This is a genomic window from Mesorhizobium sp. LCM 4576, assembly GCF_001854815.1.
GTDB classification, from domain to species: Bacteria; Pseudomonadota; Alphaproteobacteria; order Rhizobiales; family Rhizobiaceae; genus Mesorhizobium; species Mesorhizobium plurifarium.
Genome location: NZ_MDDT01000017.1, coordinates 144,725 through 165,312 on the forward strand (window position 1 = coordinate 144,725; position 20,588 = coordinate 165,312).

At 65.9% G+C, this 20,588-nt stretch carries 16 protein-coding genes; 5 read left to right on the plus strand and 11 right to left on the minus strand.

Annotated elements, in window-relative coordinates; genetic code table 11:
- Positions 1-52 precede the first annotated feature (52 nt).
- The 5 genes from trpB (at position 53) to LCM4576_RS09555 (ending at position 5,086) form a co-directional block, all read left to right on the plus strand.
- Positions 53-1,273: a tryptophan synthase subunit beta gene (gene trpB / locus LCM4576_RS09535; protein WP_071031869.1), complete on the plus strand. Its 1,221-nt coding sequence runs from the start codon at positions 53-55 to the stop codon at positions 1,271-1,273.
- Positions 1,274-1,275: 2 nt separating this feature from the next.
- Complete coding sequence (gene trpA, locus LCM4576_RS09540) at positions 1,276-2,115, plus strand: tryptophan synthase subunit alpha (protein WP_071031870.1); 840 nt, start codon at positions 1,276-1,278, stop codon at positions 2,113-2,115.
- A gap of 95 nt (positions 2,116-2,210) precedes the next feature.
- Entirely contained in the window at positions 2,211-3,137 is a 927-nt protein-coding gene (gene accD, locus LCM4576_RS09545) for an acetyl-CoA carboxylase, carboxyltransferase subunit beta (RefSeq protein WP_040986828.1), read from the plus strand.
- Positions 3,138-3,289: 152 nt separating this feature from the next.
- Entirely contained in the window at positions 3,290-4,615 is a 1,326-nt protein-coding gene (locus tag LCM4576_RS09550; protein ID WP_071031871.1) for a folylpolyglutamate synthase/dihydrofolate synthase family protein, read from the plus strand.
- A 51-nt stretch (positions 4,616-4,666) separates the two neighbouring features.
- Positions 4,667-5,086: a VOC family protein gene (locus tag LCM4576_RS09555; protein WP_071031872.1), complete on the plus strand. Its 420-nt coding sequence runs from the start codon at positions 4,667-4,669 to the stop codon at positions 5,084-5,086.
- Positions 5,087-5,486: 400 nt separating this feature from the next.
- Here the strand turns inward: LCM4576_RS09555 and LCM4576_RS34610 are convergent, their stop codons facing one another.
- The 11 genes from LCM4576_RS34610 to LCM4576_RS09610 form a co-directional block, all read right to left on the minus strand.
- Positions 5,487-5,717 (minus strand): plasmid stabilization protein, encoded by a 231-nt coding sequence (locus tag LCM4576_RS34610; protein WP_083354631.1) that lies wholly within the window; start codon positions 5,715-5,717, stop codon positions 5,487-5,489.
- A 71-nt stretch (positions 5,718-5,788) separates the two neighbouring features.
- Positions 5,789-6,070 (minus strand): cupin domain-containing protein, encoded by a 282-nt coding sequence (locus tag LCM4576_RS09565; RefSeq protein ID WP_071031874.1) that lies wholly within the window; start codon positions 6,068-6,070, stop codon positions 5,789-5,791.
- A gap of 130 nt (positions 6,071-6,200) precedes the next feature.
- A complete protein-coding gene (trxA, locus tag LCM4576_RS09570) occupies positions 6,201-6,524 on the minus strand; it encodes a thioredoxin (RefSeq protein ID WP_041003670.1) in 324 nt (107 codons plus the stop codon).
- 74 nt (positions 6,525-6,598) lie between these two features.
- The gene (addA, locus tag LCM4576_RS09575) at positions 6,599-10,111 is read right to left on the minus strand and encodes a double-strand break repair helicase AddA (RefSeq protein ID WP_071031925.1); all 3,513 of its coding nucleotides are present in this window, start codon (positions 10,109-10,111) and stop codon (positions 6,599-6,601) included.
- Positions 10,108-13,242: a double-strand break repair protein AddB gene (gene addB / locus LCM4576_RS09580; RefSeq protein ID WP_071031875.1), complete on the minus strand. Its 3,135-nt coding sequence runs from the start codon at positions 13,240-13,242 to the stop codon at positions 10,108-10,110. Before addB ends, addA begins: the two co-directional genes overlap by 4 nt.
- A complete protein-coding gene (locus LCM4576_RS09585) occupies positions 13,239-13,976 on the minus strand; it encodes a nucleotidyltransferase family protein (protein ID WP_244510738.1) in 738 nt (245 codons plus the stop codon). Before LCM4576_RS09585 ends, addB begins: the two co-directional genes overlap by 4 nt.
- Entirely contained in the window at positions 13,973-15,484 is a 1,512-nt protein-coding gene (tsaE, locus tag LCM4576_RS09590; RefSeq protein ID WP_071031876.1) for a tRNA (adenosine(37)-N6)-threonylcarbamoyltransferase complex ATPase subunit type 1 TsaE, read from the minus strand. The genes LCM4576_RS09585 and tsaE overlap by 4 nt, the downstream gene beginning before the upstream one ends.
- A gap of 10 nt (positions 15,485-15,494) precedes the next feature.
- Entirely contained in the window at positions 15,495-18,074 is a 2,580-nt protein-coding gene (locus tag LCM4576_RS09595; protein ID WP_071031927.1) for a PAS domain-containing sensor histidine kinase, read from the minus strand.
- A gap of 189 nt (positions 18,075-18,263) precedes the next feature.
- The gene (gene ahcY / locus LCM4576_RS09600) at positions 18,264-19,664 is read right to left on the minus strand and encodes an adenosylhomocysteinase (protein WP_071031877.1); all 1,401 of its coding nucleotides are present in this window, start codon (positions 19,662-19,664) and stop codon (positions 18,264-18,266) included.
- A 165-nt stretch (positions 19,665-19,829) separates the two neighbouring features.
- On the minus strand, positions 19,830-20,126 hold the full coding sequence (locus LCM4576_RS09605) for an HPr family phosphocarrier protein (protein WP_040986849.1): 297 nt from the start codon (positions 20,124-20,126) through the stop codon (positions 19,830-19,832).
- Complete coding sequence (locus LCM4576_RS09610; protein WP_071031878.1) at positions 20,123-20,524, minus strand: PTS sugar transporter subunit IIA; 402 nt, start codon at positions 20,522-20,524, stop codon at positions 20,123-20,125. Before LCM4576_RS09610 ends, LCM4576_RS09605 begins: the two co-directional genes overlap by 4 nt.
- Positions 20,525-20,588: the final 64 nt, after the last annotated feature.

A 20,588-nucleotide genomic window follows, 5' to 3' on the forward strand; every position in this document is an offset into this window, starting at 1 on the left:
TCCGGTTTTCCGATAAGGACGTGCTCGCAAGCCAAGACTTAGGAGATCGRCGATGAACAAGCCGGCTATGCCAAATTCCTTCCGCACCGGGCCCGACGAGCAGGGCATGTTCGGCATTTTCGGCGGCCGCTTCGTCGCCGAGACGCTGATGCCGCTGATCCTCGACCTCGAAGATCAGTGGAACAAGGCCAAGAACGATCCGGAGTTCAAGGCCGAGCTGCAGAATCTCTCCACCCACTATGCCGGGCGGCCCTCAAAACTCTATTTCGCGGAAGGGCTGACGAAGCATCTCGGCGGCGCCAAGGTCTATTTCAAGCGCGAGGACCTCAACCACACCGGCTCCCACAAGATCAACAACTGCCTCGGCCAGATCCTGCTCGCCAAGCGCATGGGCAAGAAGCGCATCATCGCCGAGACGGGCGCCGGCCAGCATGGCGTGGCCTCAGCCACCGTCGCGGCGCGCTTCGGCTATCCTTGCGTCGTCTACATGGGCGCCACCGACGTCGCCCGCCAGAGCCCCAACGTCTTCCGCATGAAGCTGCTCGGCGCCGAGGTACGGCCGGTCACCGCCGGCCACGGCACCTTGAAGGACGCCATGAACGAGGCCCTGCGTGACTGGGTCACCAATGTCGAGGACACCTACTACCTGATCGGCACCGCCGCCGGCCCGCATCCCTATCCCGAGCTGGTGCGCGACTTCCAGTCGGTGATCGGCACGGAAGCCCGCGCCCAAATTCTGGAGCAGGAAGGCCGGCTGCCGGACGTCATCATCGCCGCCGTCGGCGGCGGCTCCAACGCCATCGGCCTCTTCCATCCCTTCCTCGACGACAAGGACGTGCGCATCATCGGCATCGAAGCGGGTGGACGCGGCCTCGACGGCGTCGAGCATTGTGCCTCGATGAGCGCCGGCAAGCCCGGCGTGCTGCACGGCAACCGCACCTATCTGCTGCAGAACGCGGACGGGCAGATCCTCGACGGCCATTCGATCTCGGCCGGCCTRGATTATCCAGGCGTCGGTCCGGAGCATTCCTGGCTGYGCGATTCCGGCCGTGTCCAGTACGAGCCGATCCTCGACGACGAGGCGCTTGAGGCCTTCCAGCTGACCACCCGGGTCGAAGGCATCATCCCGGCGCTGGAATCGGYGCATGCCATCGCCCATGCGATGAAGATCGTGCCGAAGATGGACAAGGACCAGATCGTCATCGTCAACCTGTCCGGCCGCGGCGACAAGGACGTGCACACAGTGGCCAACATGCTGGGCATGGAGATCTGACAATGACCACCCGCATCGACCGCCGTATGGCCAAGCTCAAAGCCGAAGGCCGCCCGGCTCTCGTCACCTACATCATGGGCGGCGACCCCGATTACGAAACCTCGCTGTCGATCATGAAGGGGCTGCCTGCCTCCGGCAGCGATATCATCGAGCTCGGCATGCCCTTCTCCGACCCGATGGCCGACGGCCCGGCCATCCAGGCGGCGGGCCTTCGGGCGCTGAAGGGCGGCCAGACGCTGGCCAAGACGCTGAAGATGGCGTCCGAATTCCGCGCCGGCGACGACGAGACGCCGATCGTTCTGATGGGCTACTACAATCCGATCTACATCTACGGCGTCGACCGCTTCCTCGCCGACGCCAAGGCCAGCGGCATCGACGGCCTGATCGTCGTCGACCTGCCGCCGGAAATGGATGAGGAGCTTTGCATTCCGGCGCTGAAGGCCGGCGTCAACTTCATCCGTCTGGCGACGCCGACCACCGACGACAAGCGCCTGCCCAAGGTTCTGGAGAACACCTCCGGCTTCGTCTACTACGTCTCGATGACGGGCATCACTGGGTCGGCGCTCGCCGACACAGCCAAGGTCTCGGCAGCGGTCACCCGCATCAAGGGCCACACCGCGCTGCCGGTCTGCGTCGGCTTCGGCGTCAAGACCGCCGAGCAGGCGCGTGTCATCGGCGCCTCGGCCGACGGCGTCGTCGTCGGCACGGCGATCGTCAACGCGATCGCCAACGTGCTGGGGCCCAAGGGCGAGAAGACAGCCGATCCGGCGGAGGCCGTCGCCACGCTGGTCAGCGGCCTTGCCCAGGGCGTCCGCTCGGCTCGCCTTGCTGCCGCCGAATAGCCTGACTATCTGTTCGCTACGCAATTCGGGCCGGAAATCCGCCACAGACTTTTCCTGAATTGCTCGAAGTCTCTTCCAGGACAGGAGCCGAAGCCATGAACTGGATCACCAATTACGTCCGCCCGAAGATCAATTCGATGCTCGGCCGGCGCACCGACATGCCGGAAAACCTTTGGATCAAGGATCCCGAGACCGGCGAGATGATCTTTCACAAGGATCTCGAATCCAACCAGTTCGTCATCCCGGCTTCCGGCCATCACATGAAGATCTCGGCCAAGGAGCGGCTGAAATACTTCTTCGACGACGGCAAATACGAGGTGCTGGAAAACCCCAAGGTGGTCCAGGACCCGCTTAAGTTCCGCGACGAGAAGCGCTACACCGACCGTCTGAAAGAGGCGAAGGCCAAGACCAGCCTCGAGGACGCGATCCTCAACGGCGCCGGCACCATCGACGGGCTGCCGGTTATCGTCACCGTGCAGGACTTCGCCTTCATGGGCGGCTCGCTCGGCATGGCCGCCGGCGAGGCCATCGTGCACGCCTTCGAAGTCGCGCTGCAGCGCAAGCGGCCGCTGATCCTGTTCGCCGCCTCCGGCGGCGCCCGCATGCAGGAAGGCATCCTCTCGCTGATGCAATTGCCGCGCACCACGGTCGGCGTCGACCGGCTGAAGGAAGCCGGCCTGCCCTATATCGTCGTGCTCACCAATCCGACCACCGGCGGCGTCACTGCCTCCTACGCCATGCTGGGCGATGTCCACATCGCCGAGCCGGGCGCGCTGATCGGCTTTGCCGGCCCGCGTGTCATCGAGCAGACCATCCGCGAGAAGCTGCCCGACGGTTTTCAGCGCGCCGAATATCTGATGGAACACGGCATGGTCGACATGGTCGTGTCGCGCCTCGAGATGCGCCAGACCATCTCCCGGCTGTTGAAAATGCTGCTCAAGATGCCGCCGGCCGACAAGCCGCTCGAGCCGGAAATCCTGCCGCCGGCGGTGGTCAACGCGGAGGCGCGGCCGCAAGCCTGAGGCGAGGTCGGCCCCGACGCGATATAAACCTGCGCGACATYGTTCGCCGCGAACCGCGATTTGCGTCGCCCATTGCGTGCTGTAGCCTCTGATTTGCGCACGGCCGTTCGAAACCGATTCCCGGTTTCGGAAGCATGCGCTAGGATTCCACCATGACAACGCTTTCCGCCGAACGCGAAATCGAACATCTGATGACGCTGCATCCGAAAGGCTTCGACCTTTCGCTGGACCGCGTCACGCGGCTTCTCGAACGCCTCGGCAATCCGCAGGACCGGCTGCCGCCGGTCATCCACATCGCAGGTACCAACGGCAAGGGCTCCTGCGCCGCCTTTTCGCGCGCGCTGCTGGAGGCGGCGGGCCACCTCGTCCACGTCCATACCTCGCCGCATCTGGTGAACTGGCACGAACGCTACCGGCTGGCGGCCGAAGGCGGCGGCAAGCTCGTCGACGACGACGTTTTCGCCGAAGCCATCGCGCGCGTCGCCGAGGCCAATCAAGGCCAGACGATCACTGTCTTCGAGATCCTCACCGCCGTCACCTTCGTCCTGTTCTCGGAGCATCCGGCGGAGGCGGCGATCATCGAGGTCGGCCTTGGCGGCCGTTTCGACGCCACCAATGTCGTCAAGCGGCCGGCCGTTTCGGTGATCATGCCGATCTCGATGGACCACGAAGCCTATCTCGGCGACCGCGTCGAGCTGATCGCCGCCGAAAAGGCGGGCATCATGAAGCACGGCTGTCCGGTGGTGATCGGCGCCCAGGAGAGCGACACCGCGCTTCAGGTTCTGATCGAGACGGCGGAGCGGCTGGATTGCCCGACCGTGGTCTATGGCCAGGATTTCCTCGCTTTCGAGGAGAACGGCCGCATGGTCTACCAGGACGAGGACGGGTTGATGGACCTGCCGCTGCCCCGCCTGCCCGGGCGGCACCAGTACGCCAATGCAGCGGCGGCGATCGCCGCCGTCAAGGCGGCCGGCTTCGAGATCGGCCATCGCGCCGCCGAGCGGGCGATGGCCCATGTCGCCTGGCCGGCGCGCATGCAGAAGCTGACCCAGGGCAAATTGGTGGATCTGGCTCCGAAGGGCGCGGAGATCTGGCTGGACGGCGRCCACAATCCCGGCGCCGGCATCGTCATCGCGGAGGCGCTGGCCGAGCAGGAGGAGAAGAATCCGAGACCGCTGGTGCTGATTTCCGGCATGATCAACACCAAGGACCAGACCGGCTATTTCAGCGCCTTTAAGGGCCTCGCCCGCCATGTCTACACCGTGCCGGTGACCAACAGCGATGCCGGCGTGCCGAATGATGAGCTGGCCTTGCGCGCCGAAGAGGCAGGCCTATCGGCCGAGCCGGTCAGTTCCGTCGCCAGCGCGCTGATGCTGTTGCGCGACTCCTGGGACGGCCCGGCGCCGCRCATCCTGATCGGCGGCTCGCTCTATTTCGCCGGTGCCGTGCTGGCCGAGAACGGCACGCCGCCGACCTGAGCAATTTCTGGATAGCGCTGTAGATTCGGCGGGGACCGAAAGGAACGGGCCATGATCAAGGTGAAGCAACTGGCCCATGTCTGCATCTTTGCGCACGACCTGGAGGCGACGCGTGGCTTCTACCGCGATGTGCTCCGCATGGACACAAGGTTCAATTTTCTGCGCGACGGCAGGATTTTCGGCTTCTATCTCGAGTGCGGCGGCCGCAGCCATGTCGAGGTGTTTGAGAAGACCGAGGCCAGCTACAGCGACCGCAACCAGATCAACCATTTCTGCCTTGAGGTGGAAGATATCGACGCGGCCGTCGCCCATATCCGGTCGAAAGGTGTCGCGGTGACGGCGAAGAAGCTCGCCTGCGACGACACGTACCAAGCCTGGATCAGCGACCCTAACGGCGTGAGGATCGAGCTGTTTGAATACACCGCAAAAAGTGCCCAATTCGCCGGCGGCGATCGCGTCGCCGACTGGTGACTACTTCGGCTCGATTGACTGGTCCGAAATTCGGCTGGGCACAGAGATTTGAAAGGTTGCCGTTTTGTCTTGGTGTAAGATCTTCCATCCAGCAGCGCAAACGCTGGCGATTGGTTGAAGCCCCCCAACCTCGTCATTTTATGGCGAAGCAGGAGCGAAGCGACGCGGCGCAAACCATAGAATCCATTCCGTGACTTGGGAGGGTTACTGCGGTGCAGAATTCTGCTCCGTTGCACGCCCTGGCGAACGGAACGGCATGGATTCCAGGGTCTTCGCGACGGAGCTTCGCTCCTGCTCCGCCCTGGAATGACGATCGCGATGGGCGTTTCGGCCAATCTCCAACGCATGCCGCCTGCCAACGCAAACAGAGCCTATCGGTCAAAATCCCCGTGCAGTGCCACTAGAGTTCGCGGCCTTCGCGGATAATCTTCTCCAGATCGATGTCGGCGCCGCTGCTTGCCGCCAAGCGAGCATAGAAGCTGGACGGGGGCTCGCGCGCCGCTTCCCGGATATCATAGAACTCAAGTGCGCGTTCGATCAGGTCGGCTATGGAACGATTCTCTCGACGCGCAAGTCGATGAGCAAGGCTCCATGCTTTTGCGCTACGGACTGAGAGTGTTGGTTCGGCCATTTGGAACTCCGCTTGCCGGAATAGACACCGACAGAGCTTAGCCATCAAGATGGCGGATGATGGCCAGCCGACTACTTCAGCTCGATCTCGATAAAAGCGTATTCGCCGTCATTGGCGTTGACGACGTCGTGCTCGACGCCCTCGCGGCGGAAATAGGGCGCTCCCTTCTTCATTTCGGCAAAGGATTCGCCGTCCTTGGTCACCAGCTTCACCTTGCCGTCCATCAGCGGCACCACGACATAGTCGTGGCCATGGCGATGCCAGCCGGTGTTGGCGCCCGGCGCGAACCGGTATTCGGTGACGATGACGCGCTCATTGTCGACGTGAACTGTGGCTTTGGCTGTCCCGGTCATGGCGCTCTCCTTTTCTGAAGCAGAGAGTATGACTTGCCTGCGTGCGAGGGCCAGAGCGCGCCGAGCGATGACGCCAAAGAAAAAGCCCGGCGCGATTGGCCGGGCTCGTTCTTGAACTTTACGGATTGGCTCAGGCGATGGCGCCGTTGATCCAGTGCGACAGCGCGGTCTTCGGCGCGGCGCCCACTTTCATATCGGCCACTTCGCCGCCCTTGAAGATCATCAGCGTCGGGATCGAGCGCACGCCATACTGCGCGGCAAGCTCCGGATTCTCGTCGATGTTGAGCTTGGCGACCTTCACCTTCGAGCCGAGCTCCTTGGCGATCTCTTCCAGCGACGGGCCGATCATCTTGCAGGGACCGCACCATTCCGCCCAGAAATCCACCACGACCGGCTCCTTGGCGTTGAGCACATCGGCCTGGAAATTGCCATTGTCGACCTTGACGGTGGCCATGCTGAAATCCTTTCGAAAACTCGGGTTGCACCAAATGTGGTGGTTGTGGCGGCGATGTTCAAGCAGTTCTTGTGTCACGCTCCCGTGAGTCGGGCAAGGGCATCGTCCATCGCCTTGGCTGGCAGCTCGATCAGGCGCGGCGCCTCGGTGAGGAGCAGCGCCGCCGTCACCTCGCGCCCCGGATAGAGCGGCTCAAGCAGCGCGCGGTAGAGCGCAAGCTGCAGCACATAGGCCGGCGGCACTTCGGTCAGGCTCGCCGGCGCCGGCCGGTTGGTCTTGTAGTCGACGATCGACACCTTGTCCGGGGCGACAGCCAGCCGGTCGATCTTGCCGGAGATCGAGCGCAGCCTGCCCTTCACCTCGAGGCTGCCCATGATCGCGACTTCCGCGCGGGACGACGGTGAGAACAGTGCGCCGAAGCGGCCGTCGGACAGGATCGCAAGCACCGCCTCGAGCGCTTTGCCGCGCTCACCGTCCGGCCAGCCGGCGCCGGCGCGCGCCAGGTAGCGCTCGGCCGCACTCCGCCTTTCGTCTTCGGCGATGCCGGGCAGCATCTGCAGCAATTTGTGCAGGACCAGGCCGCGCACCACCGCGAAGCCGGGCTCGGCCTCGGCGTCGAGAACCGGCGAGCGCGTGTCGGGCACGGCTTCTTTCGCTTCCTCGATCAGCGCCGAGGCGCCGGAAGGCGAAAGCGGCCGCGGCAGCTCCTCATAGGGCGGCAGTGGCCGGAACAGGGTGTCGGGCAGCGGCGCAAGATGCTCGGTTCGATGTTCGGCTTCGCTCTCTGCCAGCGCCACCGGCGGCAGTTTCGTCATATGGAAGCGATGCACGGCCACCTCGGCCGTCGCCGGATGCCGCCGCTCGGAACTCTCGGGCGCCCCCAACAGCGCCCGGCTGACGATCGAATGCCAGGTGCCGGTGCTGGGCTGCCGCTTGCCGTGATAGCCGCAGACGATCAGCCGGTCCTCGGCACGCGTCATGCCGACATAGAGCAGCCGCCGGTATTCGTCGTCCGCCAGTTCGCGCGCCCGGATCGAAGCCGCCTTCGAGACGCCGTTGGCGACATCGCTGGCCGAGCGCCAAAGATAGCCCTTGCCCCTCCATTGCGTCCCCGAGCTCTCGAACGGCATCAGCCGCGGCAGATGCTGGTCGCTGAACGGCGCCGAGCCGCCATCGACCAGGAAGACGACCGGGGCTTCGAGGCCCTTGGCGGCGTGCACGGTCATGACCCGCACCTCGTCGCGCGTCTGGTCCATCTCGCGCTTGATCTCGGGGCCGGCATTCTCCAGCGTCGACAGGAAGGATTCCAGCCCCGGCAGTCCAGTGCGTTCCTCGGCCAGGCAGAAGCTCAGGAACTCGTCGAGGATGTCGCCGGCTTCGGGTCCGAGCCGCGCCGTCATCTTGCGGCGCAACCCGTCGCGCGCGAGCAGGGCGGCGTAGAATTCGAACACCGGCTTGAAGGCCACTTCGGTCGCCCAGTCGTCGAGCCGGCTAACGACCGCGACGAGGGCCGCATCTTCGGCCGCATGTTGCCTGAGCGAGGCGATCAGCGACTGGCCTTTCGGCCTTTCACCGGCGAGCGCCAGCAACGTCTCCTCGGAGACCTCGAAGATCGGACTGCGCAGCACCGCGGCCAAGGACAGGTCGTCCTCCGGCTGGATCAGGAAATGYCCGAGCGCGATCAGGTCCTGCACGGCGATATGGCCGGGCAGGCTCAGCCGGTCGGCGCCGGCGACCGGGATCTGCCGGTTCTTCAGGCTGCGCGACAGCGCATGGACGAAGCGGTCCCGTTTGCGCACCAGCACCAGGATGTCGCCGGCGGTCAGTTTTCGGCCTTTGCCTTCGATGACCTCGCCATTCCGCAACCAGTCCTGGATGGTCGTCGCCACATGCTCGGCGACGCGCACGGCKGGTGCGCTGGCGTGGTTGACCGGCAAGGTCCAGTCGTCGGGCTCCTCGACCATTTCGGCGCCGATCGAGGGCCATACCTCGACATAGCCCGGCGCGTCATTGCGGATCGCCTTGTGGCTCAGCGGATCGGGATCGTGGCTGATGCCGCGCCTGACACCCGGCTCGGCGAAGACGCGGTCGACCGCGGCCAGCACGTCGTCGCTCGAGCGGAARGACCAGGTGAGCTTGAGATTGGCGAAGGCGGCTTCGGCGTCRCGCACGCGCCCGGCGAACAACAGCCGGCTTTCGGCGAAGGAATCCGGCGCAGCGCCCTGGAAGGAATAGATCGACTGCTTCTCGTCGCCCACGGCAAAGATCGTGYGCGTCACTGCCTCGCGCTGGCCGAGCCCGGCAAAGAACTCCTCCGTCAGCTTCTTCACCACCTCCCACTGGTCCGGGCTGGTGTCCTGCGCCTCGTCGAGCAGGATATGGTCGATGCCCTGGTCGAGCTTGAACTGCACCCATGGTCCGGCATCGGGCCGCGACAACAGGGCGACGGTGCGGGTGATGAGGTCGTTGAAGTCGAGGAAGCCCCGCCCGCGCTTCAACTGCTCGTAGCGCGCAATCAGCCAGCCGGCGACGGTGAGCGCCGCCGCCGTGCCTTCCAGCATGCGAAACAACGCCAGCCGGTCCGACACGTCGAGGATCGCCTTGGCCGCCGCAAGGTAGCGTTCCGGCAGATCCGGCAGCCGGTCGACCAGCGCCTTCCTGAAGATCTTGGGCGGCTCATAGGGGTCGCCATCGGCCTTGAGGAAGGCCTTTGCCAAGAGCCGCAGCCGGCGGATCGGGTCGGCTTCGGCGAATGCGCCTCGTGCATAAGGGACGACGTTGTTCAGCACCTGCCGCGCGTCGGCGGCTTCGGCGGCGTGCGCGAATTCGGCGAACTGGCCAGGGTCGAAACCCGGCAGCGGCCAGAGCGACGCGGCGATGCCCTCGCCCGTCTGTCCCGGCCTGAAGTCGAATTCGGCGAACAACGGCCGGAAGTCCCGCTCCTTGCCGAGCTTGGCGATGAAGTCGCGCAGTTCGTCGCGCTTGCCGACGATCTCGCCAAGCAACGAATCGAGACCGAACTCGCCGCCGCTTTCCAGCACGGTGGCGAAGGCTTCCGCCAGCCCTTYGACACCGGCGCCCGCGCCCGAGATCATGTCGCGGCGGGCCTCGGCGAACAGCGAGGCCTCCATCTGCGGATCGAGCATCTCGAAATGCGCTGGGATATTGGCCTCCAGCGGGAACTGGTGCAGCACGGATTCGCAGAAGGCGTGGATGGTCTGGATCTTCAGCCCGCCCGGCGTCTCGAGCGCCTCGGCGAACAATCGGCGCGCGCGCCGCATCATGTCGCGGTCGGCGCCGCGGCCGTCCAGCGCCGCGATCCTGACCGCCAGCTCCGCATCGGGCAGCGCCGTCCATTCCGACAGCGTCGAGAACACACGGTTCGACATGTTGGCGGCGGCAGCCCRCGTATAGGTCAGGCACAGGATCTTCGACGGATCGGTGCCGTTGAGCAGCAGCCGGATGACGCGCTGCGCCAAAACATGCGTCTTGCCCGAGCCGGCATTGGCCGAAACCCAGGCGGAATAGGCCGGATCGGAAGCGCGCGACTGGCTGGCGGCGGTATCGGAGGGGATCGGATATTTCATCCGTCCGCCTCGTCCTCGCTGGCGCCGCCGGCCGACCATTCGAGCACGCGCGCCAGATGGTCGTAGTCGCCGTCGGCTTCGCCCTCGCGGAAGGGCAGGGCGCGCGACAGATAGCCGGTGGTCGGGTCGGCATAGTGGAACAGCAGCCGCTCCAGCCGCGCCCAGGCTTCCTCGGAGAGATCGTTGGCGGTGCGGGGCTTGCGGTTGTATTCGAGGATCGATTCCTCGAACACCTCGCCGTTCGGCTTCAGCCGCACGAAGGCAAGCTGCGAGGGCTCGCGGATGCCGAGTTCCTTGAAGGCGCCGCGCCTGAGCAAGGCGCCCTCCAAAGCCAATTGCGGCGACAAGAGCGTGTGCGCCTGCGCTTTCGAGGGAGAGGAGCCGGTCTTGTAGTCGAGGATATCGGCCATGCCGCCGGCAAGCAGGTCGACGCGGTCGGCATAGCCGGAGAGCGTCACGCCGGTGCGGCCGACCACCGTCTTCTCGGCGCGCTCCTCGGCATAGCGCCTCGCGACCGCATCGGCGCGGGTATGCTCCCATTCGATGATGTTTTCGGCGAGCTTTTCGAAACGCGGCCACCAGATAGCCTCGATATCCGGCGGAAGCTGTGCCTCGGCAAAGCAAGCGCGACCGGCTTCGATGAGGCTTGCCAAGGCATTCGGCGCCTTTGGGTCGTCGACCCGCCGCGAGAACAGATGCAGGATCTCGTGGAACAGCGTGCCGCGTTCGGCCGCGCCCGGATCGCGGATCAAAGGTTCGAGGGGCGAGAGCCCGAGGACGCGCCGCGCATAGACCGCGTAGGGGTCGCGGCGCAAAGTCTCGATCTCGGTGACCGAGAAATGCAGCGGGCGCATGCTGAGCGGCGGCTTGGGCTGCGGGCGAGGGGCAAAATCTTTCTTCTCGCCGGCGTCGAGCGCCCGCGCCCAGCCAAGCAGCGCGTCGCCGCGGCCGCGCAGGGCCGCCGCCGGTTCCTTGCCGATGAAGGTCAGGATGCGCTGCAGCCAGCGCGACGGCACCGCCGGCGCATCGCCTGAGCGCGCCGAGCGCGTCAGCACGACCTCTTTCGTGCCCATCGCCATCTGGAAATCATGCGCGGCAAGGCCGATGCGCCGTTCCGGCGGCTCGAGGTCGATGCCGGTCTTCATCAGCCGCGACATGAAGCGGTCGCTCTCGGGCTTGCGCGGCCAGACCCCTTCATTGAGCCCGCCGATGACCAGCGTGTCGACATTCTGCAATCGGGCTTCCAGCGCGCCCCAGATGGCGATGTTGCGGTCGGTGCCTTGCGCCGGCTTCACCGTCTCCGGCGCGATCAGCGCCTCCATCACGTCGGGCCATTCCGAAGCGGCGAAGGTGAAGGGCGATGATGCCGCCACCAGTCCGCGCAGCAGCTCGGCGAGCTTTTCGCCGGCGTCGCCGGCATAGAGCTCGGCCAGGCTGTCATCGGGCGCGCGGCCCAGATCCTCCAGCGCGACCACGCTGGCGCTGGTCAGCGTCGCGATGTCGGCATCCTTCTCGTCGCGCATCGCGGTGAGCGGCGAAAGCGCGCTTGTAAGGCGGCTAAGCATGCCCTGTGCCTGCTCGATGCCGCGTACGGTGAGACGCGAAAACCAGAAAGGCTGGCGGGTGTCGCCGCTCAGCTCCGCGAGCCGCGTCTCGAAAAGCGCGCCGAGCGATGCGACGTCGGGCCGGCCCGTGCCGCCGCGCAGCGCCACCAGCTCGACCAGTTCGGCCGCCTTGCGCACAGCCTGGCGCTCAAGGCCGAGCCCCAGCAGCGGATGCTTGAGCAAGGCGAGAAGACCGACCGGATCGCCGGGCCGGAACGCCGCATTCAGCGCCAGCCTCAGCAGGCTGGCGGCCGGCGTGTTGAGGAGCGGCGCGCCGCCGGAATCGTCGGCGACGACACCGAAACGCAGAAGCTCGGCCGAGACCCGCCGCGCCAGCGCGCGGTCGCCGGTGACGAGCGCCGCGCGCTTGCCCGGAGCCTCCACGGCGCGCTTCAGCGCGATGGCGATGGCCGCCGCCTCGTCGCGCTCGTTCGCCGCTTCGACAAGCGTCACGCCTGCCAGCGCCTGTTCGATGTCATGGGCCGAAAAGCGCGGTCGCGTCTCGGTCCAGTATTCGGTGGTCTCGGCCGGCCGCAGCGCCTCGCCGACAAGGGCCGCGCGCAGTGCGAGCGGCGGCGGCGCCGCGACCACGTCCTCGACATCGCGGCGCGCAACGCCGATGCCGCCGATCAGCTTGGCGAGGCCGTATTGCGGGTGGCCGAGCGTTGCCGGCCGCGCGCCGGGCGCCGTGATCGCGGCGAAGGATGCATCGTCCAGCTCGCGGTCGAGCCCGGGCAGCACGACCGCGCCATTGGGCAGGCCGGCGATCACGGCAAGCAGTTCGGCGGTGGCGTGGATCGAGCCGGTCGAACCGGCGGCGATCACCGGTCCGGCCGGCGGATTGCGCTTCAGCCGCGCCGCTTCCAGCCGGATCAGCGCGCTGCGATGCGCGGCCGGGTTGGAGCGGTCGCGCTCCTTGAGCAGTTCCGGCCAGTTGTCGGTGACGATGCCGAGGAAGTCGAGCGTCACCTGCCACCAGCCGGCAAGATTGCCGGTGACCAGCGTCGCGAGCTTCGCCCAGTCCGTGCCTTCGGTCTCGATCTCGTCCATCAGCCGCGCGAGGTCGCGCGCCAGCCAGATGGCGTCGGCGGCCGAGGTCGGCACGACGAATTCCTCGTTGAACCGCTCTCGGACATGCGCCGGCAGGCTTTCCTTCCAGGCGCGCACCAGCGGCGCCAGCAAAAGCAGCCGCTCCTGCGCGGCGATCGGCGGGGCGAGGTCTATTGCCGGCGCCGCTTCCGCGTCGAAGGCCGCCTCGTCCTCGTCGAATTCGCCGAGCGGGCGCACCGTCGGCAGGATGGCCGAGCGTTTCCCCCCTCCCAAGTCGGAAAGCATTTCGACGAAAGCGCCACGCAGGGCCCGCGCGGCGCGGCGCGTCGGCACATAGATGGTGGCGTCGGCGAGCGCCAGGGGCTCGCCGTCGAAGCGGAAGCCGGGGATCAGGCGCCCGTCGAGCAACGCTCCGGCCAGCGTCGGCAGGAACGGCGCTCCGGGCGGGATGGAAAGGACGCGGYGCGCGCCGCTCATACCGCTTTCGCTAAGGCGCCGGCGACGGCCGCTTCGGCGGCAGCTATTGCGTCCGGTGTGCCGACGGTGATCCAGCGTCCGTTCATCTTCATGCCGAACAGGCGCCCGGCGGCGATCGCCGTGTCGAAATAGACATTGAGCGAATGCGAGCCGGTGGGCGCGTCCTTGAAGATACGCGGATGAATGATCGCGGCGCCTGCATAGATCAGGCCCGCCGGATCACCCTTCGAGCGTCGTAGGGCTCCATCGGGGGCAACCAGAAAATCGGTGCCGACGCAATGCCCGGTCGCTGAGTCGAGATCGGTAAGCATYAGCAGAATATCCATTCTGGCGGCGTCCCATGCAAGGGCAAGGCGCTCGAGGCTGGGTTCRCCGCTGTCGATCCAGAAAGTGTCGGCATTGATGATGTAGAAGGGCTCGCTGCCCAGAAGCGGCAGCGCCTTGACGATGCCGCCCGCCGATTCCAGCAGCGCCTCGCGTTCGTCGGAGATGACGATCCTCGRCGCGCGTCGATGGGCGACATGGGCGACGATCTGCTCGGGCAGGTAGTGCACGTTGACGACAGCCCTGGCGACGCCGGCGGCCTCCAGGCTGTCCAGCCCCCAGTCGAGCAAGGTCTTGCCGGYGATCTTCACCAGCGGCTTCGGCATCGTGTCGGTGATCGGCCGCATGCGCTTGCCCAGCCCGGCCRCCAGCACCATCGCGGTCTTCGGCGTCATGGTTGGGGGCTTCATGGGACCCGTTCCTCGAGCAGGCCATGGGCCATGTAGAATTCCTTCAGGCCGGCCAGCGCCGGATGCGCCAGCGACCGCCTCAGATAATCGCGGATGYGCGGCAGGTGTTTCAGATAGTAGGGCTTGCCGTCGCGCTTTTCGAGCCGCACGAAGATGCCGAGGATCTTCGAATTGCGCTGCGCCGCCATGATCGCATAGGCCTCGGCGAAACCGGCCTTGTCGAAYGCGCCGGCGGCGCGCCTGGCCGCGACATAGGCAGCAACCGTCCGCCRCTCGATCTCGGGCGGCACTGTGACGCGCGYGTCCATCGCCAAGGAGGCGACGTCATAGGCGGCCGGTCCGATCAGCGCGTCCTGCACGTCGACGATGCCGAGCCGATCCAAGCCGGAGCGCTCCGCGCGCCAGATGATGTTGGGCGAATGGAAGTCGCGCAGCATCAGCGTGTATTCGCTGCTTGCGAGGCGGTCGAGAAGGGCATTCCACACCTGGTGATAGCCCTCCCGCAATGCGTCGTTTGCCGGCTCGYCGGTGATCCACGGCACATACMAGTCGACCAGAAGATCGGCCTCGATCAGCATGGCGTCTCGATCGAAAGGCGGCACGTCGTGGACCACGCCGGGCGCCGCTTCCATGTGATCGGGCCAGGCCTTGCCATGCATCATGGCCAACAGCTCCGCCGCCGCTTCGTAGCGTTTCGCGATAGGCTGGCCGTCGGTGCTCAAAAAGCCTTCCGATCCGAGATGCTCCAGCAGCAAAAAACCCTGATCGAGGTCCTGGGCGTGGATCGTCGGCACGCTGACACCGTTCGCGAGCAGTGCCCTGTCGATGGCTACGAAGGCGGCGACGGATTGAGCCGTGTGGGCGATCAACGCATAGGGCTTGCCGTCGCGCACCGGCGGCCCGAGCACGAGGCGCGGCGAGTTCATCAGCACGCGCGGCGCCTGGCCCGGTAGCGAGACGATCTCATAGGAGCGCGCGGAGGCGTCGCCGACGAAATGGCGGCGGCTGGCGTCGCCCCAGCCGGCAATGGCCAGGAAATCGCGCATGGCCAGCGATCGTGCCACGCGGTCATAGAACGGTCCCTGCCCGGAAAGCCGCGCTACGCGGGCTTCGCCGTGTTCGGCAAGCTCGACCCACAGCGCGTTTGCCGGCAAACGATCTCCGGCCCGTTCCGGCCATTCGATGAGCGCCGCGCCTTGGCTGAGCGCATCGTCGAGGCCGAGCTCGTCGAGCTCGTCCGGCGCGGAGAGACGGTAGAGGTCGAAATGATGCACCGGAACGCGCGTCTCGTAGCTCTGCACCAGCGTGAAGGTCGGGCTCGGCACTTCGAGGCCGGCATCGTCTGCAAGCGCGCGGATCAGCGCGCGGGCGAGCGTCGACTTGCCGGCGCCGAGATCGCCTCTCAGCGCGATTGCGTCGCCGGCGCGCAACGCCATGGCGAGGTCCTCGCCAAGCCTTGCCGTTGCCGCCTCGTCGGCGAGAAAACGCTCCAGCACCATCCCTGTCATATAGGCCGCGCTACTCGGCCGCGTCGCGGATGCCGGCCGGCGTATCCGGGATTCCGGACGGCTTGTCCGGGAAGGTGCAGATCACTGTGGTGCCCTTATCTTCTGCGGTCTCGATGCGCACGGTTCCGCCATGCAGCTCGACGAAGCTCTTGACGATCGAGAGCCCGAGCCCCGCACCGCGCCGACGTCCGCCATTGGCGCGCGGTTCGAAGCGGCGGAAGACCGATTCCAGCACGTCCGGCGGCATGCCGGGGCCGTCGTCATGCACCGAGAATTCGACGCCGTCGGCCAATCGGCGGCAGGTGAGCCGGATCGTGCTTGCCTCCGGCGCGTAGTTCGCCGCGTTGCTCAGCAGATTGTAGAGAATCTGGCGGATGCGGATCTCGTCGCCATGGAAGCTCGCCGGCGCTTCCGCCGCATCGATCTCGAGCTTGATCCGGTGTTCGTCCAGTCGGTCGGCGACCAGTTCCGCGGCCGCGGCGATCGTCCGGTCGATGTTCATTTCGGAAATGTCGAGCTGCATGATGCCGGCATCGACGGTCGCCAGGTCGAGGATATCGTTGACGATGGTGAGCAGCACCGATGACGACGAGCCGACATGCTCGACATATTCGCGCTGCTTCGGCGTCAGCGGTCCGGTCGCGGGCAGCGACAAAAGCTCGGTGAAGCCGATGATGTTGGTCAGCGGCGAGCGCAGCTCATAGGACACGTGCTGCACGAATTCGTTTTTCAGCTGGTCGGATTTCTCCAGCGCCTCGTTCCTGTCCTTGAGCGCCCGTTCGACATTGACGGTGTCGGTGACGTCGACGAAGGTGATCATCACCTGGCCGTTGGGCAGGTGGATCACGGCGTAGCTCATCACGTTGCCGTTCATCAGCTCGATCTGGCCGCGGCGGTCGCGGCGCTCGTCGTCGAAGCCGGTGACCGCGGCGACGAACCCGCCCCACGGGCTGTTCGCGGCGCGCTGGTCGCACAGGTCGCGGATCGCCGAAACATGGACGTTCGGCTTGACCGCCTCCGCCGTCAGCCCCCACAGCGCGACGAAGGCCGGATTGGATAGCCGCAGCCGCCCGTCCGGACCGAACACGACCACGCCTTCGGCGAGGTTGTCCAGCGTCTCGCCTTGCACCCGCACGGCGGTCTGGTAGCGGCTTTCGAGGTCCATCTTCTCGGTCAGGTTCTCGAACACCCAGGTGACGCCGCCMTTCGGCTGCGGGTTCGCCACCACGCGGATCGTCTTGCCGTCCGGCAGGTGCCACCAATGCTCCTGCGATTCGACGGCGCGATAGGCGCTGAGCAGGTTTTCCTTCCAGCGCCGCCATTCCGGCTGCTCGGCGATCCTGCCTTCCGAGCGCAGCCGGTCGAGCAGCAGCGTGTTGGAAGGAGCGCTGAGCAGGAAGCCCGAGTCGAGACCCCAAAGCTTCTGGAAGGCCTGGTTGAAGAAGCGCAGCTTTTCCTCGGTGTCGAAGATCGCCACCGCGGTGTTCAACTGGTCGAGCGTGTCGGCATGGCTGCGCACGGTCCGCTCATATTCGGCGCGGATCGTCTCGGCCGCGCTTGTGTCGCAGGCAAGCCCCGCCGAGCCGTCGGCGCCGGCGAAGTCGGTGACCGCAAACATGCGGCGGTCGCCYTCGATCACGGTGGAAAGCGTCTGTTCGAAGACCGGTCGCGACTTGTGCTGCTCGGCGATCTGCTCGCGCGCCTGGCCGCCGAGGAATTCCTTGGCGTCGCGCACGGCCGCGGYCGCGCTTTCGGCCTCCACCGCCTCGGCATAGGCGCGGTTCACCCATTGCAGCCGTCCGTCCGCGGCGCRCAGCCATGCCGGCATCTTCAAGGCGTCGAGCAGGCCGACTATCGTGTCGTAATCCGCGCTGAGCCGCTGGTTCTCGATCTTCAGCCTGGCCTGGTTGCGCAGCGTCTCCGACAGCGACACGAAGCGCACCAGCACATGCGCCGCGCTCTTGCGGCCATGCACTTCCAGCGGCACGCCGGCCTGCGTTTCGATGATGAGGTCGAAGGCTTTCGCCTGTTCGCGCAGCGCGGCGACCGCGTGCTCCAACGCCGCCGCCGAACGCGGCATCAGCCAGCGGCCGAAGGCAAGGAAGGCGGACCTGTCGTCGGGCGCGCCGCTGTCCAGCGGCAGGCTGCCGATGAGCTCGGGCTTCTTGTTGTCCGTGGTCCAGACCACCAGGCGCTGGTCGCGCAGATTGAGCAGCGCTTCGGAACGCTGCAGCGCCGCGTTCACGTCCGCGATGCGGGCCCTGAGCTGGACGTTCTGCGAGGCGGTGCGCGTACGCTCGCGGATCAGGAAGATGGCCGAGACCAGTGCGGCGCCCATGACGCCGACGAACATGGCGAGCTGCATGACCTCGACGGTGCCGACAGGCGCCGCGGCCTTTCCCGGAATGGCTGTCTCGGCGTGGGCGGCAAAGGTGAGCAGCGGGCCGGCAAGCGCCGAGGTGGCAAGCAGCGAGGCCAGCCGCAAGCCGGCGCGAAAACCGCCGCCGCTCACGGCGGGGCCGGCCTTGCTCGAATCCTCATGGCCGCCGGAAACGGCCGTTCCCGCGCGTGGCGGGTAATCCCCCGGCATGTCTTGGTCCTCTTCGCCGCTTGAATGCAAGACCGCCCTGAATGCGTCCCGGCCCAACATGTCCCCGGACCGCGAATCACAACAATAACGCCTGCTGGAATCGGCGTGAAGAATCATTGGCGCAAAAAATAAAGCCGGGCGGAAAGTCAACCACCCGGCTTCAATATCTGGTAGATAATTTCGCTTTGGTTAATAGCGGTAGTGTTCCGGCTTATACGGACCCTGCGGCGTCACGCCGATATAGGCGGCCTGCTCGCCCGACAGCTCGGTCAGCTTGGCGCCGAGCTTGTCGAGATGCAGCCGCGCGACCTTCTCGTCGAGGTGCTTGGGYAGCACATAGACCTGGTTCTGGTACTGGCCGTGCTTGGTGAAGAGCTCGATCTGCGCCAGCACCTGGTTGGTGAACGAGGCCGACATGACGAAGCTCGGATGTCCGGTGGCGTTGCCGAGGTTGAGCAGGCGTCCTTCGGACAGAAGGATCATCCGCTTGCCGTCCGGGAAGGTGATCAGGTCGACCTGCGGCTTGACATTGGTCCATTTCAGATTGCGCAGCGAGGCCACCTGGATCTCGTTGTCGAAGTGGYCGATATTGCCGACGATCACCATGTCCTTCATCGCCCGCATATGGTCGAGCGTGACGACGTCCTTGTTGCCGGTCGTGGTGATGACGATGTCGGCGGTCGGGGCCGCGTCTTCCAGYGTCACCACCTCATAGCCGTCCATGGCCGCCTGCAGCGCGCAGATCGGGTCGACCTCGGTGACCTTGACGCGGGCGCCGGCGCCGCGCAGCGAGGCCGACGAGCCCTTGCCGACGTCGCCATAGCCGCAGACCACCGCGACCTTGCCGGCCATCATCGTGTCGGTGCCGCGGCGGATGCCGTCCACCAGCGATTCCTTGCAGCCATATTTGTTGTCGAATTTCGACTTGGTGACGGAATCGTTGACGTTGATCGCCGGGAAGGGCAGCAGGCCCTTCTTCTGCAGCTGGTAGAGGCGGTTGACGCCGGTGGTGGTCTCCTCGGTGACGCCGCGGATCGCTTCGCGCTGCTTGGTGAAGAAGCCCGGCGAGGCCTTCAGGCGCTTCTTGATCTGGGCGAACAGGATCTCTTCCTCCTCGCTGCCGGGATTGGACAGCACGTCCTCGCCGGCCTCGGCGCGCGCGCCGAGCAGGATGTACATGGTGGCGTCGCCGCCGTCGTCCAGGATCATGTTGGAAGTGCCGCCATCGGTCCACTGGAAGATGCGGTCGGTGTAATTCCAGTAATCCTCGAGCGACTCGCCCTTGACGGCGAAGACCGGGATGCCGGCCTCGGCGATCGCGGCGGCCGCATGGTCCTGCGTCGAGAAGATGTTGCAGGAGGCCCAGCGGATGTCGGCGCCCAGCGCCTTCAGCGTTTCGATCAGCACCGCCGTCTGGATGGTCATGTGCAGCGAGCCGGTGATGCGCGCGCCCTTGAGCGGCTTCTTGGCGCCGAACTCCTCGCGGCAGGCCATCAGGCCCGGCATTTCCGTTTCGGCGATCTCGATCTCCTTGCGGCCCCAGCCGGCAAGCGAGATATCGGCGACCACATAGTCCTTGCTACCCGTCATGGCAGTGCTCCGGTGTGATTTTTTCTCAAAGGCGCGCCGACGCCGGGAGGCGCAGGGAGGGCGCGATTGYCGGCCTGACTAGCAGATCGGCCGCCATACGACAATGGGACATAAAGAAATCTTTATGCGCGCATGTCCTGGAAAAGCGAGATGTGAAGCCGGGAACTAGATTTCCTCGCCGAAACGCGAGGCGACCAGCTGCTCCAGMGCGTCCATGGCCGGCACGGCTTCCGGGCCGCTGGCGATGACGCGAATCGAATAGCCCGGGCTCGCCGCCAGCATCATCAGGCCCATGATCGAGGTGCCGCCGACCTTCACGCCGTCCTTCTCGACATGGATGGTGGCGTCGAAGCCGCTGGCGACCTGCACGAACTTGGCCGAAGCGCGCGCATGCAGGCCGCGCTGGTTGATGATCGGGAACTCCCGCACAACCTCGTCCGTCTGCGGCGCCGATGTGTTCATTTGCTGCTCAGGAGCTGGCTGGCGACGTTGATGTATTTGCGGCCCGCCGCCTGCGCCTCGTCGAGCGCCGCGGTCATGTTGTCGCCCTTGCGGATCGAGGAAAGCTTGATCAGCATCGGCAGGTTCATGCCGGCGATCACCTCGGTGCGGCCGGATTCCATCACCGAGATGGCAAGGTTGGAGGGCGTGCCGCCGAACATGTCGGTGAGCACGATGACGCCGGCCCCGGTGTCGACGCGCGCCACCGCGTCGACGATGTCGGCCCGGCGCTGCTCCATGTCGTCGTCGGCGCCGATCGCCACGGTCTCGAAATTGTCTTGCGGCCCGACGACATGCTCTACGRCATGCCGGAACTCGGTGGCGAGTTGACCGTGCGTCACGAGCACGAGTCCGATCATTCTCTGGTGGCTCCCGTCATCGCCGCTTCACAGGCGTATCTTATGTTCGCCAGCCATTCCAGGC